Source organism: Sulfitobacter sp. R86518, from assembly GCF_042466275.1.
GTDB lineage: Bacteria > Pseudomonadota > Alphaproteobacteria > Rhodobacterales > Rhodobacteraceae > Sulfitobacter > Sulfitobacter pontiacus.
Genome location: NZ_JAXHCA010000005.1, coordinates 1496640 through 1514900, shown reverse-complemented (window position 1 = coordinate 1514900; position 18261 = coordinate 1496640). Strand labels below are relative to the sequence as shown.

Here is an 18261-nt window from a genome sequence, read left to right as displayed (position 1 = left end):
GGGGTCAGCTATCGGCTGCCCCGTCATCATCCACATGCGCCACACGCGTGCCCGACTTGGCCGAGGTCACCACCCCGAGACTTTTGAGCTTCCGGTGCAGCGCCGACCGTTCCATGCCGACGAAATTCGCGGTGCGGCTGATGTTGCCGCCGAAGCGGTTGATCTGGGTCAGCAGGTATTCGCGTTCAAACGCCTCGCGGGCCTCGCGCAGGGGCAAGGTCGCCAAGGCACCGGACAGCACCACGCGGCCCTCTTCGTCGGTGGTTTCTTCCTCGCCCGGCAGCTCGCGCGCTTCGATCGGGCCGGTGCCGTCGCCAAGGATCAGCACACGTTCCACCAGGTTCTTGAGCTGCCGCACGTTGCCCGGCCAGACCATCGTCTGCAACAACGCCTCTGCATCGCCCGAGAATTCGCGCAGCGGCAACCCCTGCGAGGCGTTGAAGTCCGCGATAAAGTGGCGCGCCAAGACGGGGATATCCTCGCGGCGGTCCTCTAGCGACGGGACAGAGATCGGCACGACGTTGAGCCGGTGAAATAGTTCCTGCCGGAAGGTGTCCGCTTTAATCGCGGCGTCCAAGTCTTTGTTTGTGCTGGATATCACGCGCAGATCCACACGCACCTTGTCGTTGCCCCCGACGCGGGTGAATTGCTGGTCCACCAGTACACGGAGGATTTTCGATTGTGTCCCCAGCGGCAGATCAGCCACCTCGTCAAAGAAGATCACCCCGCCATGCGCCTGTTCCAGCAGGCCGGGCTCTACCCCACGGTCAGGGGTTTCGCGGCCAAACAACACTTCTTCCATGCGGTCCGGTGCCACGCTGGCGCAGTTGACCGTTACGAAGGGGGCCGAGGCCCGGTTGGAATTGGCATGGATATAGCGCGCGGCGATCTCTTTGCCCGCCCCCGCAGGGCCGCGCAGCATCACCCGACCGTTCGATTTCGTGACCTTGTCAAGCTGCCCCATCAGCGTTTTGAAGGCGGTCGAGCTGCCGATCATATCGGTGCTGGCGACCTCGCGCCGTTTGAGGCTGTGGTTCTCGCGACGCAGGCGCGAGGTTTCCATCGCGCGGCGGATCACCACCATCAACTGGTCGATATTAAAGGGTTTTTCGATGAAGTCATAGGCACCCTGCTTGATCGCCGCGACCGCGATTTCGATGTTCCCATGCCCCGAGATGATGACAACAGGCACATCCGGATTGTCCCGCTTTACCGTTTTCAGAATGTCGATCCCGTCCATCCGGCTGTCTTTCAACCAGATATCAAGGATCATCAGCGCCGGCGGTTCCGCGTTGATGGCCGAGATCGCCTCGTCCGAATTGCCGGCCAACCGCGTGACAAAGCCCTCGTCTTCCAGAATGTCCGAAATCAACTCGCGGATGTCGCGTTCGTCGTCAACGATCAGGATGTCACTCATTATGGGTCTCCAGTTCTGGGGTTCCGGTGGGGGCAGCAAGGGGTAGCGTGATCACCGCCATTGCGCCGAAATGTGTTTCGCCCGCGAAGACCGGCGCGTTTTCCAACGACAACGTCCCGCCGTGTTCTTCGATGATCTTTTTCACGATGGGCAGGCCAAGGCCAGTCCCTTCGGATCGGGTGGTGACATATGGCTCGAACAGTCGCGCGCGGTCTTCCGGCAATCCGATACCATTATCCGCTATGCTGATTTGTAGCGCCGTTTGGGTTGTGGTCAACTGCACCTCGATGCGCGGGTCTATATCGGCCTCGGGGTCATTTTGCTTACGGCTTTCAATGGCTTCGCCCGCGTTCTTAATCAGATTTGTTAAGGCTTGCGACAGCATTGTCTGGTCCACGCGCGCCAGTATCTCTTGTGTCGGCAGATTGGCGCTGATGGTCACGTCGGGCTGGCCCGACTGCTGCAACACGACCGCATCCTGCAACACCTGAACGACATTCTGCACAGAGGTCTCAGGCTCTGGCATGCGCGCGAACTTGGAGAATTCATCGACGATACGGCGCAGGTCGCCGGTCTGACGGATGATCACGCCGGTCATCTGGTCAAGGCTTGCGGCGTCGTCGGGCAGCTTGGGGCCGAACTTGCGTTTGATCCGCTCGGCGCTCAGCTGGATCGGGGTGAGAGGGTTCTTGATCTCGTGGGCAATGCGCCGCGCCACGTCGCCCCATGCGGCCATGCGCTGCGCGCTCACCAGATCGGTCACATCGTCAAAGGCGACAACATAGCCCTCTAGCCGCCCGTCTTCGCTGCGCCGTGTGGCGACGCGCACCAGCAGATTTTCCATCTGCCCCTGACGCGAAACCTTGATCTCGCCCTGCGCGACCTCGTTCTGCCCTTTGACGACCGTATTGAACAACGGGCCGAACTCCGGCACCGCGACAGAGAGCGCCAGCGATTGCTGGTCCTCGCTCCAGTCCAGCAGCCGCGCGGCAGAGCGGTTGACGAAGGTCACCCGCCCTTCGGGGTCCAGCCCCACGACGCCCGAGGTGACGGAGCTAAGCACCGAATCGAACAGGCGGCGACGGCGTTCGATCTGACGGGTGTTATCCAGCAACGTCTCGCGCTGGCCTTTCAACTGTTTGGTCATCTGGTTGAAGTAGCGGCCAAGCATGGCGATCTCGTCATCGCCCTCTTCCTCGCGGACCTGAACCTCAAGATCACCGGCACCGACCTGCTGCGCCGCGCCGGTTAGGCGACCCACCGGCCCTGACAGACGTTCGGCAAACCACAGCCCCAGCCAGACCGCTGCGAGAATCAGGATCACCGCAAAGCCTACATAAAGCAGCCCGAATTCGAACAGCAGCTTGCCGCGCTCGTTTTCAAGCTGTTGGTACAGCCGCACCGTTTCCTTGGTGTCGTCCAGCAGCGACAGGATTTTTCCGTCCACATCGCGGCTGACGTAAAGATAGCGATCGACAAAGGCTTCCATCAGCACCAGCGCGCGGAATTCGTTGTTGTCCCAATCCTCGATCACCAGCGGCGCGCCGTCGAGCTCTTGTGCCTCGCGGATCTGTTCGGGTGTCGGTTCTTCGAAATCGAACAGATAGGACCGGTCGCCGCGCGCGCGGATCTGGCCGGTGCCGTCGATCATATAGGCCTCGCGCAAGCCGCGCTGGATCAGGCGTTGCCCGTCCGCCAAAAGCTGGGTGTCCGGCACATCAACGCCCTGCGTGCGCGCTTGATCAATCGCGCGGGCCAAGGCGATGGCATCTTCGCGCAGATCGTCGCTTTGCTCGTTCTCATAGGCTTCGGCGGCGGCCAGCGAATTGCCCACCACGGACCGCACCCGATCCGAGAACCAGCCTTCAAGCCCGACGTTGATCGTCAGCCCCGCGAAGATCGCAACACTCACCGTCGGGATCAGCGCCATCAGCGCGAACACCCCCGTCAGACGCAGGTGCAACCGGGAACCCGCCGACTTCGCCCGCCGCGCCGCCACCAGCCGCGCGACCTCGCTCAGCACAAGGGCGGCGACGAGCAGGATGTAGACCAGATCGATCAGCAGAATGATGCGCAGGCTGGGGGTGTTTCCGCCCTGTTCAAGCGGGCCGAGCACCAGATAGGTGACAAGCGCCAGCACCGGCCCCAGAACCACAAGCCCCAAGGTCGCCAGATTGCGCACGCGCCTGATCCGGCGCAGGCGCTCAAGCCGCATAAGATAATAGCTGCGTGACCGGGTAAGCACCCGCTATCCTCACCGATGATGTGATGCACCTATGCATCAACCGCCCATTTTTGTGGTCCTGATCCGGCGTTGAGGCTAGATGGCCACGGTTATGTGGCGCTTTTACATCATTTTTCGACCGCGTGTCACCTCAATATCGAGGTCCGTGATCTTTTTTCTCAGCGTATTGCGGTTGATTCCCAGAAGGTCTGCACATTTCGCCTGATTACCAGCGGTTGCGGCAAGGGCGATCTCGATCAACGGGGCTTCGATCTCGCGCAGGATACGGGCGTATAGCCCGGGGGGCGGCAGCATGGATCCGTGCTGGTCAAAGTATCGCTGTAGGTGACGTTCGACCGACGCGCCAAGCTTTTCGGTATTGGCCTGCGCGCGCAGCGGTTCGGGGTCGGGTTGCGCCCCCAGCACATGCTCTGCCTCGGATTGAGTGATTTCGGGCGCGCGGCTGGTCAGCGCCAACTGCCGCATTGCATGTTCCAACTGTCGCACATTGCCGGGCCATTGATAGTTGGCAAAGACTTTCGCCGCCCCTTCGGACAGGGCGCGCGGCGCGGTATTGCCGGTTTCGGACCGTTCAAGGAAATGCGCGGCAAGCAAGGCAATATCATCCACGCGGTCGCGCAGCGCGGGCACATGCAGCGTCGCCCCCGAGAGACGATAATACAGATCGCGCCGCAGGGTCCCCGCCTTCATCGCGGCGGCCAGATCCGATTGGCTGGTGGCAAGGAAGCGCGGCGCATGTTCACCGGGGGTGTCCATCATGCGGGCGATACGGGCCTGAATCTCTTCCGAGAAATCACCGATCTCGTCAATCAGCAGCGTCCCGCCGCGGACCCTCGCCAAGACACGTGTCGGGCCTTCAAGGTCTTGCAATTCGGCCGAGGTGACGGTGACAAAGGGCAGGTTCCGCCGGTCCGAAAAATCGTGGATCGCCTTGCCGATCAGCGATTTGCCCGTGCCGGATTTGCCCCAGATCAACACCGGCAGATCCGTGTTCATCACCCGCGCCACCACGCGGTAGAGCGCTTGCATTACCGGCGTGCGCCCCACCAGCGGCAGATCATCGCGGTCCCCATCGCTGTCAGAGCTGGTCTGCGCCGGACGGCGCGCCGGCCCGCTGCGCTCTAGCGCGCGGGCGGTGCGTTTCATCAGGTCAGGCAGGTCGAAAGGCTTGGGCAGGTAGTCATATGCCTCCGCCTCTGCCGCCTTGATCGCGGTCATGATCGTGTTCTGCGCCGAGATCACGATGACGGGCAAACCGGGTCGGTCCTGCGCGATCTTGGGCAGCATCTCGAGCCCATTGCCGTCGGGCATCACCACATCCGAGATCACAACGTCACCTTTGCCCTCGCCCACCCAACGCATCAGGGTGGTCAGGCTGGATGTCGCGTGCACCTTGCAGCCCGCGCGGGTCAGTGCCTGTGTCAGAACGGTGCGGATTGTGCGGTCGTCATCAGCGACCAGAACGGTGCCATCCATCGTTAATTCTCCTGATCGGAAGCGGTATTTTCAATTTGGGTCTTATCGGCCCGCGGCAGTGAGATGCGGAACACGGTCTTGCCGGGCACAGACTCCACCGTGATCCAGCCGCCGTGGTCGGAAATGATCTTGCTCACCAGCGCCAGCCCCAGCCCGGTGCCGTTCTCGCGCCCGGATACGAAGGGTTCGAACACGTCAGCGCGGATCGCCTCTGGTAGACCGGGGCCGTCGTCGATGACTTCGATCTGCAAGGGCAACGATTGCGCCGTGCCGTCGGATCGGCGCATGCGGAATGAATGTTCATAATAGCTGTGCAACCGGATCGTCCCGCCCGAGGGGCCCGCCGCCTCTGACGCGTTCTTGATCAGGTTCAGCACCACTTGCAACAGCTGGTCCTTGTCGCCCAAGGCCGGCGGCAGCGAGGGGTCGTAATCCTCGATGATCTTCATGCGCGCGCCAAACCCCAGCAGCGCAGACCGGCGCGCGCGGTCCAGCGCGTCATGCAGGTTCACCGCCTTGCGTTCCGGCGGCATCAGGTTGCCGAATTGTTCGACCTGTTCCAGCAGCTTCACGATCCGGCGCGATTCCGCGACGATCAGGTCTGTCAGCTCCAGATCCTCGGTGCTGAGATTCATGCTGAGCAGTTGCGCGGCGCCCGTAATTCCTGCCAGCGGGTTCTTGATCTCATGGGCGAGCATCTCGGCCATGCCGATGGCGGATTTGGCGGCGGATTTGACTGAATTATTCTGCGTCATCCGACCGGCCATCTCGCGGGGGGTGATCATCAGGATCATCTGCCCCGCCGCATCGATCAGCGGCGCGAAGTGCAACGCACATTGCACCGGCGGGCGTTGGCCGCTGCCGACATCCACATCGTTGACGAACAAGGGCGTGCCATTGTCGCGGGCGCGGGTGAACGCCTCTTCCAGCGGGGCATCGACGGCAATCATGTCCCACACCGGCACACCGCGCACGGATTTTGCAGAGGCGTTCAGAAACCCTTCGGCTTCCGAGTTCAGCTCGGCGATCGTGTCGTCTGTATCGATCAGAATGGCGGGCACGGGCAGCGATGCGAAAACAGTATCCAGCGACATCAAGCGGCCTCCAACTGGTGGTCCGGCAGACAGGCGGACGGGATAAGACGGTGCACCTCGGCGGGGCTGGCAGCGGTCAGTACCGCGCGGCGCAGATCAGCGGGGGTGTTGCTGGTGTCCATGTACCACCCCAGATGTTTGCGCGCGACGCGCAGGCCGATCACCTCGCCATAGAACCGGATGATCGCCTCGTAGTGGTCGGACACCATGCGCGCGAAATCGGCGCCCTGCGGGATGACCGGTGCGGGCGCGCCGAACAGATCATGGGCCACCTGAGCCAGCAGCCACGGTTTACCTTGGGCACCGCGCCCGATCATCACACCATCCGCCCCCGACTGCGCCAGCGCCTGCCGCGCGGCATCGGTGCTGATGATATCGCCATTGGCAATGACGGGAACAGAGACCGCCTGTTTGACACCCGCAATCGCGGCCCAATCGGCGGAGCCCTTATAGAACTGGCAGCGCGTGCGCCCGTGGATGGTGATCATCGTGATCCCCGCCGCTTCGGCCCGCGCGGCGATCTGTGGCGCGTTCAGCATATTGTCGTCCCACCCCAGCCGCGTCTTGAGCGTGACGGGCACGTTCACCGCGTTCACCACCGCCTCGATCAGCCGAAGCGCGTGGTCGGGCGTTTTCATCAGCGCAGAGCCGGAATAGCCTTGGGTCACCTTCTTGGCGGGGCAGCCCATATTGATGTCGATCACCCGCGCGCCCTGCCCTTCGACCATCCGCGCGGCCTCGGCCATGGGGGCGGCCTCGCGTCCTGCCAGCTGTACCGCAGTGCCTTCGACGCCAAGCCCCAGTTCGGCCTTTTCCAGCGTCCCGGGGCGGGCGTTGATCATGTCGACGCTGGCAACCATCTCTGACACCACCAACCCTGCGCCAAAAGACGCCACCAATGTGCGGAACGGCAGATCAGTGATCCCCGCCATCGGAGCCAGCAAAACGGGCGGGTCGAGTTTGAAGGGCAGATCCGAGAGATCCAAACGCTTAATCCTTGTGCAATTGCCTTTGGTTTACCGAGGGGTGGGCCGAAACTCAATCAAACCAAAAGCTTTTGCTGGTGAGAAACTGACCTGTTGCCTAAAATTTAGGCATAGGGCGCGGGCGATTGCACAGGCCGCTTTGCAGGCTTAGAACGGGGCGAGTTTATCAAAGGGGGCGCGCGATGGCGTCGAGACCGAAAATCGCAGCGCTCATCGTGGCGGCCGGACGGGGCACCCGTGCGGGCGGAGCCGTGCCCAAACAATGGCAGCCGCTGTGCGGGAAACGCGTGATCGACCACACGCTTGCGGCTTTCCAGCGGCATCCGCAGGTGGACCGGATCATCATCGTATTGAACGCCAGTGACATGGCGCAGGCGGACGGGTTCACCGCGCAAGGCTGTCTTGTCGCCGAAGGGGGCGCGGATCGTGCAGCATCGGTGCGCAACGGTCTGGCGCTGCTGGGGGATGCGGATCTGGTGCTGATCCATGATGCCGCCCGCCCCTGTGTCACGCCGCAGATCATCGACGGTGTGATCGACGCGCTGGCCACAGATGCCGCAGCCGCCCCCGGCCTACCTGTTACCGACGCGCTTTGGGTGGCCGAAGACGGAGCCGTCGCAGGCACGCAGGACCGCACCGCGCTTTATGCCGCACAAACCCCCCAAGGCTTTGACGCCGCCACCATCCGCGCCGCTCATGCCGCCTTTGAAGGCATCGCCGCCGATGATGTAGAGGTCGCCCGCGCCGCCGGTGTTGCGGTTGCCATCACCCCCGGCAGCGTCGATAACCTGAAAATCACGGTGCCGGGCGATTTGACCCGCGCCGCTCGCATATTGGAGTCTTCGATGGATATTCGCACCGGCAACGGGTTTGATGTACATGCTTTCGGTCCGGGGGATCATGTCACACTTTGCGGCGTTGATATCCTGCATGATCAGGGGCTGGTCGGCCATTCCGACGCCGATGTCGGTATGCATACGGTCACCGATGCGATCTATGGCGCGCTGGCTATGGGCGACATCGGCCAGCATTTCCCCCCGTCCGACCCGCAGTGGAAAGGGGCGCAAAGCCATATCTTTCTGCGCCATGCCGCCGATCTGGCGCGCAGCGAAGGGTTCACCCTGACCCATGTCGATTGCACGCTGATCTGCGAATACCCCAAAGTGGGGCCTCATGCCGCAGAGATGCGCCGCGTGATGGCGGATATCCTGTCCATTGAGGAAAGCCGTGTGTCGGTCAAGGCGACGACCTCGGAACGTTTGGGATTTACCGGCCGCAGCGAAGGCATCGCCTGCATGGCCACAGCAACATTGGTGAAACTATGACTTTGGCAAAGCTGATCGCGACCGTTCTGGGGGTGGGTTACATCCGCCCTGCTTCGGGCACCTGGGGGTCGCTGGTGGCGCTGCCCTGGGCCTGGCTGCTCCATGTCATCGGGGGGCTGCCGCTGTTGATCGCAGGCATCGTGCTTACCTTTGCTGCAGGTTGGTGGGCCACCGCACGCATGACCGCCGGAAGCGCTGATCATGATCCGTCTGAAATTGTGATCGACGAGGTTGCGGGCCAATGGGTCGCGCTGCTGCCGCTCAGCTATGCCAGCTGGACGATGGATATGAACATCCTTGTGATGTGGCCCGGCTGGATCGCGGCTTTTGCCCTGTTCCGTCTGTTCGACATCTGGAAGCCGCTGATCATCGGCTGGGCCGACCGGCGCGGCGATGCGCTTGGCGTGATGCTGGATGATATCTTTGCAGGCATTTTCGCCCTGCTGGGGGTGATCGCACTGGCCGTGCTGTATCACGTGTATCTCTTTGCCTGATTTGCACGCCCTTCTGGACCGCGCCCGCGCGCGCGAGGTCATGATCGCCTGCGCCGAAAGCTGCACGGGCGGCATGGTCGCCGCCGCCCTGACGGACCTCCCCGGATCCTCCGCGATCTTTGACCGTGGGTTTGTCACCTATACCAATGCCTCCAAGATCGACCTGCTTGGCGTCAGCCCAGACACACTCACCGCCCACGGCGCGGTATCCGAGCAGGTCGCCCTTGAAATGGCGCGCGGTGCCTTGGCACGATCCGGCGCGCAGATCGCCGTGTCGATCACCGGCATCGCAGGCCCTGGCGGGTCAGAGCATAAGCCCGAAGGCCGCGTCTGTTTCGGCCTCGCCACGGCGTCCGGTATCACCACCCAAACGCAAGAGTTCGGCGCATTGGGCCGCGATAAAGTCCGCCGCGCTGCCCGCGATTTCGCCTTGGGGCTGATTTTTGAGGCGATTACATAACGCCCGCAAAACAGGCGGCATGGCCAAATTGCTGCCTAAATATGTGGCGAATGTAGAAATGCTCGTTTAATCACCGGCTTTGCCCACATTTTAACTTTTGTCACGCGCGCACATCCGTTTCACCCGTCTGCAATCAAAAACCTTTCGGGAGGAAACCAAGATGAACGCAGCTGATACGGCCTGGATCATGACCGCCACGGCCTTGGTCCTGTTCATGACATTACCGGGGCTCGCGCTCTTCTATGGCGGGCTGGTGCGCAGCCGCAACGTGCTGAGCGTTTTCATGCATACCTACGGCGTCGCCTGTCTGATGAGCGTGCTGTGGTTCTTCGCCGGATACTCCATCGCCTTTGGTCCCGACGCATCGGGCCTCTGGGGCGGCTTGGGCAAGATCGGCCTGTCGGGGGTCACTGCTGACAGCCTGTCAGGCACCCTGCCCGAGATCCTGTTCTTCGCCTTCCAGATGACATTCGCAGTGATCACGCCTGCGCTGATCGTCGGTGCCTATGTGGAGCGTATCGGCTTTGGCTTTGTAATGCTCTTCTCGGGTCTCTGGATGCTGCTGTGCTACGCGCCCGTGGTGCATTGGGTCTGGGGCGGCGGTTTTCTGGCCGATGGTGGCATCTTTGGCGAGGTCGGCGTGCGCGATTTCGCGGGCGGAATTGTGGTGCATGAAACAGCCGGCCTCGCGGCGCTGATCCTCGCGGTCTTCCTTGGTCCACGCCTCAACCACAATACCCCGCCACATAACCCGGGCTTTGTGATGATCGGGGCGGCGATGCTCTGGGTCGGCTGGTTCGGCTTTAACGGCGGCTCGCAACTGGCCGCAGACGGAGGTGCGGCGATGGCGATCACGGTGACCCATATCTCTGCCGCCACCGCCTCGCTCACCTGGGCGCTGTGGGAGCGGATCAAATTCGGCAAGGCCTCCCTGGTCGGCATCGTCACAGGCACCATCGCGGGGCTGGCCTCCATCACCCCTGCGTCGGGCTTCGTCGGACCTTGGGCGGCGCTGCTGATCGGCGCGGTTGCCGGGATCTTGTGCCAGGAAGCGGTCGTCTTGATCCGCAACAAGGCCAAGATCGACGACACGCTTGATGTATTCGCGGTTCACGGCGTGGGTGGTATCTTCGGCACCATCATGATCGCGGCCCTCGGGGCGGGGTCCTGGGCCGCACAACTGGGGTCGCTGGCGATTGTCGGTGTCTATACCACGGTGGTGACCGTCGTGCTGGTGCTGGTCTGCAAGGCGATCACCCCGCTGCGTGTCAGCAAAGAGGTCGAGGTCAACGGGCTTGATCTGTCCGTCCACGGTGAACGGGCCTATGACCTAAGCAGCTGATCCGGAAAACGCAGACCCACACAAAGGCCCCGCATCGGGGCCTTTGTTTTTTCTAGGCCCCGGCCCCATAGAGGGCGGCCGCGCGTTTTTCAAAGGCCCGCACCACCCGCTGCATCGCCTCGTTAAAGACGACGCCGATGATCTTTTGCAAAATCGCGTTCTTGAATTCGAAATCGACGAAGAAATGCACCTTGCAGCTGCCGTCGCCATTATCCTCGAACGCCCAGTTCGATTTCATGTATTTGAACGGGCCATCCAGATATTCGGTGTCGATCTTCTTGGCCTCTGGCCACAACACCACGCGGCTGGTGAAACTTTCGCGAAACACCTTGAAACTGATGACAAGATCGGCGTCCATCACCTCGTGATCCCCCTTATCCTCACGGCTTTTGATCCGCGCGGCGGCGGTCCAGGGCAAGAAATCTGGGTATGACGCCACATCGGCCACCAGATCATACATCTGTTGGGCGGTGTAGGGCAGTTCGCGGGTCTCTGAATGGGTAGGCATTGATTTCCATCTGTCATGAAGTTAGCCCTTATGAAATCCTATCTCCCCCTTTTTCAAGGTAAAACCCATGACGACGCGACCTTATGTCATCGATGAAATGATCTCGGCCAAGGCAATCGCCGCGCGGATCGAAACCCTTTGCCGCGAAATCCAAAGCGAATTCGCCGGCACCGAAAAGCTGACAGTGGTGGGGCTGCTGCGCGGATCTTTCGTGTTTATCGCCGATCTGGTGCGCGAGCTTGACCTCCCGATCGAGGTCGATTTCCTCGAGGCCTCCAGCTACGGCGATGGCATGGAAAGCAGCAGAGAAGTACGTATCCTCAAAGACTTGCGCGGCGCAATAGAAGGGCGCGATGTGCTGGTCGTCGAAGATATCGTCGATACGGGCCACACCCTGCATCACGTGCGCAACCTGCTGATGTCGCGCGAACCCGCACGGCTGAAAACCATTGCCCTGCTCGACAAACCCAGCCGCCGCGAGGTGGACATGAAGGCCGATTGGATCGGGTTTGAAATTCCGGATGAATTTGTTGTGGGCTACGGCATCGATTTCGCACAGCGCGACCGCAACCAGCCCTTTATCGGCAAGGTCCGTTTTACATGAACGTCACTTGGCTGATGCGGATGAAACGGTGGGTGCAGCACCCGCCATCGGCGGGCCGCGTCAAATTCGTCTTTGCTGTGGTCCTGGCCGGCGCGCTGATCTTTGCCGCAGAATACTTTGGCTACTGGCCCGAATGGGCCACGACCCAACGGATCAAAAACCCGTTCTAACCTTTCCAAATGGATGTAAATCCCGGGGAGTTTGAGGGGCAGCGCCCCTCATTGTACCCCGTGAGTTTGAGGGGCAGCGCCCCTAATTATATCGCGTGAGTTTGAGGGGCAGCACCCCTCAAACTCAATGCTTCGCAGTTACCCCAGCTTGGCCAACCGCGCCGCCTGCAGCCGCGCAAAGTCATCCCCTGCGTGGTAGCTCGACCGCGTCAGAGGCGTCGCAGAGACCATCAAGAACCCCTTGCCATAGGCCGATTTTTCATAGGCGGCGAATTCATCGGGGTGCACAAAGCGGTCCACCGCGTGGTGCTTTGGTGTCGGCTGCAGATATTGCCCGATGGTGAGAAAATCGATGTCCGCCGCGCGCATGTCTTCCATGACCTGCATAACGGACTGACGATCCTCGCCCAGACCGACCATGATGCCGGATTTGGTAAACATCGTCGGGTCAAGCTCTTTGACCCGCTGCAACAGACGCAGCGAATGAAAATACCGCGCCCCGGGGCGGACCTCGGGGTAGAGGCCGGGCACTGTTTCCAGATTGTGGTTAAACACATCCGGGCGCGCCTCGACCACGGTTTCCAGCACTTTGGGATCACAGCGGATGAAATCGGGGGTCAGGATCTCGATCGTGGTGCCCGGGGACCGTTTGCGGACGGCGCGGATGGTCTGGGCAAAATGTTCTGCCCCGCCGTCTTCGATGTCGTCGCGGTCCACGCTGGTGATCACCACGTGGTTCAGCCCCAGTTTGGACACCGCATCGGCCACACGCCCGGGTTCAAAGATATCCAGCGCTTCCGGCGGGCGCCCTGTTGCGATGTTGCAGAAGGTACAGGCACGGGTACAGACCTCGCCCATGATCATCATGGTGGCATGGCCCTGCGACCAGCATTCGCCCACATTCGGGCAGCCCGCTTCTTCGCAGACAGTCACCAGCTTGTTCTCGCGCATGATCTTTGCGGTATCCGCATAGCCTTTGCCACCCGGCGCCTTCACCCGGATCCACGACGGCTTTTTCGGCTGTGGATTGTCGGGGCGTCGGGCCTTTTCAGGGTGGCGCTGCTCGGGGATTTTCAGGTCTCGCATGATCAGGCTCCGTTTGGAATACGCCCCTTATGTAGTCGGTTCGCGCGGCGCATGAAAGAGGCAGTTGTCATCTGCGGGGCAGCCATGCGGTGCGCGCCGATCCGGATTCGCCGCCTAGCCGATCATCGCGCTCCCGGGGCCAAGCGTTTCCGCATAGTGTTTGCGCAGCCGCATCAGGGCGATACGCAGAACGATCTTTCCCGACCGCGCCGACCAGCCAAGGCGCTTTTCCGTGGTTTCCAGCCCTTCCAGATAGCAGCAGCACCGCAGCACAATATCCGACAGACCCGGTCCCAGATCCGCCAGCGCCGATCCCACCCGTGCCCGGGCTGCAGAAGGTGCGCTGCCTTCAAAGCTGACGCTGTCGCCCTGCCCGCCCGGTGCCAGAAACCGGTCCCAGTTCTGCGTCACCGTCTCGCCCATTTGCGCCAGTTCAAAATCCTCGCGCAGGCGCTCTCCGGCTTGGACGAGACTGTCGGACAGGAACGGCGCGCCTTTTGCGTCGCGTCTGCGCGCGAGCGCGGCCAACGGGCTTTCTGCCAGAGTGTAGCGCAAGCGCCGCGCTGTTTTCTGCCGCGCCCCCTCTGGTAGCGGCGGCGCAGGAGCAAAGCTGCTTTGGGCTTCGGCAAAACCGTCCTGTGCCCCCTGACCCAGCATCTCTTCCAGCGCATGCCGTCCGGCCGCGGTGATGTGATAGCGCAGGACGCGCCCCTCGCCATCGGTTGCGATCCAGCCGTTAAGCGCCATCGCCTGCGCGACACAGCGGTCCACCACGGCAGTCCGCGTCTGTGCGCCATCCGGACCACTGCGCACGACAACGGCTTTGTCCATCTCGGCTGCGACCGCCAGCAGCGCACCGGTTTCGCACAAGCGCCGCAAAATGCGCTGCGCCTCGCTTTTCAGCGTTTCATCATCGGGCATCATGGGGGGTGAGGTGTCATTCATCGCGGCGGGCTCCTGCATGGGGTGGGTTTCAAAACGGCTGACCTGCCCCAGCAGATCAAGGGCGTCGTCCACCAGCGGATCATCGCGCCGCGTTTCCAGCCGCCGGATCTGGCGCAGGATGGTAGAGGCGTGACACTCAGCCGATCGCGCCAGCGCCCGGATCGGCTGGCCCATCTCCACATGCGACACATAATGCCGCGCGGCATCCGGCACCCATCCGGGCAATCCACGTCGGTCCGGCGGCGTATTCAAAACTTGGGTCATGCGGTCTCCTTTCTTCAGGCGGCGCGGTTATCCACAGCCTTATCCACAATACCAAAAGGTTAATTGGTTATGGATTTGTTAATATTTACCGATACAACCCATAATTGTTTCCAAACGGTAAACAGTCGTAACCGCGACGCACGCTGACCCAGCCACGCGAGCAACACCAGTGTCCTGCGTGAAATCCTGCCCGTGAGCGGCCATGCAATGGCATGCAGCCGCAGCCAGCAAGGATTTGATTTTATGCAAGATATTCTAGCGCGCCTCAGCGGTATCCACCGTCCCGCCATATTGGTGCAGGCAGGCACCATCGGGGCCCGCAGCTATCGCCGCGGCCCGGCCCTGCGACGGATACTGGGGAAAGCGCCCCCACCGCGCAGCGCCGTGGTGCTGGTGCAGCTGATCGATATAGAGGCAGACCTGAACGCCAGACGTAAAAAGACGGACGCAGGCTATAACCTGGTCCGTCATATAGAGGTGATGATCGCCCTCATTGCCGAGGCCGCGATCTTGCGCGAAACCTTTCGGGATGCGGTCACATAAAGCTGTCGGGTTCCGCCGCTTTGCGTTCCGCGACAAAGGCATCAAGCGCCGCACGCGTCTCGGGGTCCATGGGCGGTTGCACATAGTCGCCCAACAGCTTTTCGACCCGCGCCGCCGCCAGCGACTGGGTATCGCGCGCACCCTCATCTGACCATGTTTCAAATGGCTTGTAGTCCAGCAGATCGGATTTCCAGAAGGCTTCCTTAAAGTTGGCCTGGGTGTGTGCGCATCCCAGATAATGCCCGCCCGGACCAACTTCGCGGATCGCATCCAGCGCTTGCGCGTTTTCGTCAATCTCTACACCGCGCGCCAAATGGTGCAACGCGCCCAGTTGATCGGCATCCATCACGAATTTCTCGAACGAGGCGACCAGCCCCCCTTCCAGCCAGCCACAGGCGTGAAGCATAAAGTTCACCCCCGACAAAAGCCCCATGTTCAGACTGTTCGCCGTCTCATAGGCTGCTTGCGCGTCGGGCAGTTTTGACCCGCAGAACGAGCCCGAGGACCGGAATGGCAGGTTCATCCGCCGCGCCAACTGTCCCGCCCCATAGGTGATATGCGCGGCCTCCGGCGTGCCAAAGGTCGGCGCACCCGAGTTCATGTCGATCGAGGTCACAAAGGCACCGAAAATCACCGGCGCGCCCTTGCGGATCAGCTGGCTATAGGCGATGCCGGCCATGACCTCGGCCAGAACCTGCGTCAATGTCCCTGCCACGGATACCGGTGCCATCGCGCCGCCAACGATAAACGGCGAAATGATCGACGCCTGATTGTTCTCGGCAAAGACCTTCAGCGCCCCCATCATCACATCATCAAACGTCATGGGCGAGTTGATGTTCACCAGCGACGTCATCACCGTGTTCTGATCGACGAAATCCGCCCCGAACAGAATCTTGCACATGTCCACCGAATCCTGCGCGCGGCTCGGTTCCGTGACGGATCCCATGAAGGGTTTATCGCTCAGCGTCATATGCGCATGGAGCATGTCCAGATGGCGCTTGTTGACGGGCACATCGGTGGGCTCACAGACCGTGCCGCCGGAATGGTGCAACCACTTGGACATATAGCCAAGCTTCACGAATTTGTTGAAATCTTCCATCGTGGCATAGCGACGGCCCCCGGCGGTGTCACGCACGAAGGGCGGGCCATAGACCGGGGCCAACACCAGATTGCGCCCGCCGATCTCGACGTTGCGCGCGGGGTTGCGCGCGTGCTGGGTGAACTGCGACGGCGCGGTCTTGCACAGCTCGCGTGCCAGCCCGCGGGGGATACGCACGCGGTCGCCGGTCACATCCGCCCCGGCCGCGCGCCACAGCGCCAGTGCCTCGGGATTGTCGGGAAAGTTCACGCCGATCTCTTCCAGCACCGTATCGGCGTTATACTCGATGATCTGCAGCGCCTCTTCGGTCAACACCTCGTAGTTGGGAATGTTGCGTTCGATGTATTTCGCTGTCTCGAAGGACACAGCCGAGCGTGCCGCCCGACGTGCCGCACCGCCACCACCGCGCCCGCGTCTTGCTGATTCCGCCATGAGGTCTTCCTTTCCGCCAAAACTGACGCCTAGCTACCCCATTCACGCAGCAGGCTTTACGCGGTTTACGGCCTTAGAGGTCAAAAACCGACATCATGCTCCGCCGACCCCTTCATTTTGCCAAAATAAACTCCGGGGGTCTGGGGGCTGGCCCCCACTCCACTCTTGCCACGCAGGCCATCCGCCCATAATCAGTCTGCATGACAGATATCTCCCATGACCGCCTTCTCATCATCGACTTCGGCAGCCAGGTCACCCAGCTGATCGCCCGCCGTTTGCGTGAACTTAATGTGTTCTGCGAAATCCACCCGTTCAACACGGTGGATGATGCCTTTCTCAAGGATTTTGCGCCCAAGGCGGTGATCCTGTCGGGGGGGCCGTCCTCGGTCTTCGCCGAAGGTGCGCCCATGCCACCGCAATCGGTGTTCGAGCTTGGGGTTCCGATCCTTGGCATCTGCTACGGCCAACAGGTCATGATGCATTGCTTGGGCGGCAAGGTTGAACGCGGTCACGGCACCGCTGAATTCGGACGCGCCTATGTGACCCCCTCCGAGGCCCGTCTTGAGCTGTTGGAAGGCTGGTTCCTCACCGAGAAAGAGCAAGTCTGGATGAGCCACGGCGATCACGTCAGCGCCATCGCGCCTGGTTTCGAAGTCTACGGCACCTCGCCTCACGCGCCTTTCGCGGTCACCGGCGATGTGTCGCGCAATTTCTATGCCGTACAGTTCCATCCCGAAGTGCATCACACCCCCAATGGCGCGCGCCTGTATGAAAACTTTGTGCGTCTCGCGGGTTTCAAGGGCGACTGGACAATGAGCGCCTACCGCGACGAGGCCATCGCCGCGATCCGCGAACAGGTCGGCGATCAAAAGGTCATCTGCGGTCTGTCCGGCGGGGTCAATTCCTCGGTCGCGGCCGTGCTGATCCACGAAGCGATTGGGGACCAGCTCACTTGCGTCTTTGTCGACCACGGTCTGCTGCGCAAGGGCGAGGCCGAAGAGGTTGTCACCATGTTCCGTGACAACTACAACATGCCGCTGATCCACGCCGACGAACAGGAACGGTTCCTGGGCGAGCTGGATGGCGTGTCCGACCCCGAAACCAAGCGCAAGATCATCGGCAAACTGTTCATCGACGTGTTCCAGAAACACGCCAAGGAAGTCGGCGATGCCACCTTCCTCGCACAGGGCACACTGTACCCCGATGTCATTAAATCGGTGTCCTTTTCCGGCGGGCCGTCGGTGACAATCAAATCGCATCATAATGTGGGCGGCTTGCCCGAAAAGATGGGCCTCAAGCTGGTCGAGCCGCTGCGCGAACTTTTCAAGGACGAGGTGCGCGAGCTTGGCCGCGAGCTGGGTCTGCCGCCGTCGTTTATCGGCCGCCACCCCTTCCCCGGCCCCGGCCTCGCCATCCGCTGCCCCGGCGAGATCACCCGCGAAAAGCTCGACATCCTGCGCGAGGCGGATGCGGTTTATATCGACCAGATCCGCAAGCACGGGCTTTACGATGAAATCTGGCAAGCCTTTGTGGCGATCCTGCCTGTCCGCACCGTGGGGGTGATGGGCGACGGGCGGACCTATGATTTCGCCTGTGCCCTGCGGGCCGTCACCTCGGTCGATGGGATGACGGCGGATTACTATCCGTTCACCCATGAATTCCTGGGCGAGACCGCGACGCGTATCATCAACGAGATCCCGGGCATCAACCGGGTGACCTACGACATCACATCGAAACCTCCCGGCACCATTGAATGGGAATGATTTGAATG

The 18261-nt window shown here is 61.6% G+C and carries 17 protein-coding genes; 8 read left to right on the top strand and 9 right to left on the bottom strand.

What is annotated here, in order from left to right; translation table 11 throughout:
- Nucleotides 1–4: 4 nt before the first annotated feature.
- The 5 genes from SJY36_RS08305 to dusB form a co-directional block, all read right to left on the bottom strand.
- Nucleotides 5–1417 (bottom strand): sigma-54 dependent transcriptional regulator, encoded by a 1413-nt coding sequence (locus tag SJY36_RS08305; RefSeq protein WP_037966344.1) that lies wholly within the window; start codon nucleotides 1415–1417, stop codon nucleotides 5–7.
- Nucleotides 1410–3632 carry an ATP-binding protein gene (locus SJY36_RS08300; RefSeq protein WP_386176476.1) on the bottom strand — a complete coding sequence of 741 codons (2223 nt, stop codon included), beginning with the start codon at nucleotides 3630–3632 and terminating at the stop codon, nucleotides 1410–1412. Before SJY36_RS08300 ends, SJY36_RS08305 begins: the two co-directional genes overlap by 8 nt.
- 132 nt (nucleotides 3633–3764) lie before the next feature.
- Nucleotides 3765–5138, bottom strand: a complete 1374-nt coding sequence (locus SJY36_RS08295) for a response regulator (RefSeq protein ID WP_386174227.1) — start codon at nucleotides 5136–5138, stop codon at nucleotides 3765–3767.
- 2 nt (nucleotides 5139–5140) lie between these two features.
- Nucleotides 5141–6232, bottom strand: a complete 1092-nt coding sequence (locus SJY36_RS08290) for a nitrogen regulation protein NR(II) (RefSeq protein WP_005853487.1) — start codon at nucleotides 6230–6232, stop codon at nucleotides 5141–5143.
- Nucleotides 6232–7218, bottom strand: coding sequence for a tRNA dihydrouridine synthase DusB (gene dusB / locus SJY36_RS08285; protein WP_009824588.1), 987 nt, complete (start codon nucleotides 7216–7218; stop codon nucleotides 6232–6234). The genes SJY36_RS08290 and dusB overlap by 1 nt, the downstream gene beginning before the upstream one ends.
- Nucleotides 7219–7400: 182 nt before the next feature.
- On the opposite strand from dusB, the gene SJY36_RS08280 reads away from it, so the two are divergent.
- The 4 genes from SJY36_RS08280 (at nucleotide 7401) to SJY36_RS08265 (ending at nucleotide 10839) form a co-directional block, all read left to right on the top strand.
- Nucleotides 7401–8543: a bifunctional 2-C-methyl-D-erythritol 4-phosphate cytidylyltransferase/2-C-methyl-D-erythritol 2,4-cyclodiphosphate synthase gene (locus tag SJY36_RS08280; RefSeq protein ID WP_386174223.1), complete on the top strand. Its 1143-nt coding sequence runs from the start codon at nucleotides 7401–7403 to the stop codon at nucleotides 8541–8543.
- Nucleotides 8540–9037: a phosphatidylglycerophosphatase A gene (locus SJY36_RS08275; RefSeq protein WP_005853484.1), complete on the top strand. Its 498-nt coding sequence runs from the start codon at nucleotides 8540–8542 to the stop codon at nucleotides 9035–9037. Before SJY36_RS08280 ends, SJY36_RS08275 begins: the two co-directional genes overlap by 4 nt.
- Nucleotides 9030–9497, top strand: a complete 468-nt coding sequence (locus tag SJY36_RS08270) for a CinA family protein (protein ID WP_386174220.1) — start codon at nucleotides 9030–9032, stop codon at nucleotides 9495–9497. The genes SJY36_RS08275 and SJY36_RS08270 overlap by 8 nt, the downstream gene beginning before the upstream one ends.
- A 160-nt stretch (nucleotides 9498–9657) precedes the next feature.
- Entirely contained in the window at nucleotides 9658–10839 is a 1182-nt protein-coding gene (locus SJY36_RS08265) for an ammonium transporter (protein ID WP_386174217.1), read from the top strand.
- A gap of 52 nt (nucleotides 10840–10891) precedes the next feature.
- Here the strand turns inward: SJY36_RS08265 and SJY36_RS08260 are convergent, their stop codons facing one another.
- On the bottom strand, nucleotides 10892–11347 hold the full coding sequence (locus SJY36_RS08260; protein ID WP_386174214.1) for a type II toxin-antitoxin system RatA family toxin: 456 nt from the start codon (nucleotides 11345–11347) through the stop codon (nucleotides 10892–10894).
- A gap of 67 nt (nucleotides 11348–11414) precedes the next feature.
- On the opposite strand from SJY36_RS08260, the gene hpt reads away from it, so the two are divergent.
- Together hpt and SJY36_RS08250 are read left to right on the top strand one after the other, a co-directional pair.
- Nucleotides 11415–11951, top strand: a complete 537-nt coding sequence (hpt, locus tag SJY36_RS08255; protein WP_005853480.1) for a hypoxanthine phosphoribosyltransferase — start codon at nucleotides 11415–11417, stop codon at nucleotides 11949–11951.
- Nucleotides 11948–12121 carry a hypothetical protein gene (locus SJY36_RS08250; protein ID WP_184582110.1) on the top strand — a complete coding sequence of 58 codons (174 nt, stop codon included), beginning with the start codon at nucleotides 11948–11950 and terminating at the stop codon, nucleotides 12119–12121. Before hpt ends, SJY36_RS08250 begins: the two co-directional genes overlap by 4 nt.
- Nucleotides 12122–12259: 138 nt before the next feature.
- Here the strand turns inward: SJY36_RS08250 and lipA are convergent, their stop codons facing one another.
- Both lipA and SJY36_RS08240 read right to left on the bottom strand, forming a co-directional pair.
- Nucleotides 12260–13207 carry a lipoyl synthase gene (lipA, locus tag SJY36_RS08245; protein ID WP_005853478.1) on the bottom strand — a complete coding sequence of 316 codons (948 nt, stop codon included), beginning with the start codon at nucleotides 13205–13207 and terminating at the stop codon, nucleotides 12260–12262.
- Between the two features lie 114 nt (nucleotides 13208–13321).
- Nucleotides 13322–14416 (bottom strand): DUF6456 domain-containing protein, encoded by a 1095-nt coding sequence (locus SJY36_RS08240; protein WP_386174209.1) that lies wholly within the window; start codon nucleotides 14414–14416, stop codon nucleotides 13322–13324.
- 243 nt (nucleotides 14417–14659) lie between these two features.
- Between SJY36_RS08240 and SJY36_RS08235 the strand changes: the two genes are divergently transcribed.
- Nucleotides 14660–14959: a DUF6477 family protein gene (locus tag SJY36_RS08235; RefSeq protein WP_386174206.1), complete on the top strand. Its 300-nt coding sequence runs from the start codon at nucleotides 14660–14662 to the stop codon at nucleotides 14957–14959.
- Here the strand turns inward: SJY36_RS08235 and SJY36_RS08230 are convergent.
- Nucleotides 14952–16490 (bottom strand): trimethylamine methyltransferase family protein, encoded by a 1539-nt coding sequence (locus SJY36_RS08230; RefSeq protein WP_037944248.1) that lies wholly within the window; start codon nucleotides 16488–16490, stop codon nucleotides 14952–14954. The two genes, SJY36_RS08235 and SJY36_RS08230, sit on opposite strands and share 8 nt — an antisense overlap.
- A 200-nt stretch (nucleotides 16491–16690) precedes the next feature.
- Here SJY36_RS08230 and guaA point away from each other — a divergent pair, with 200 nt between their 5' ends.
- A complete protein-coding gene (gene guaA / locus SJY36_RS08225; RefSeq protein ID WP_386174203.1) occupies nucleotides 16691–18253 on the top strand; it encodes a glutamine-hydrolyzing GMP synthase in 1563 nt (520 codons plus the stop codon).
- The last annotated feature ends 8 nt before the right edge of the window (nucleotides 18254–18261 follow it).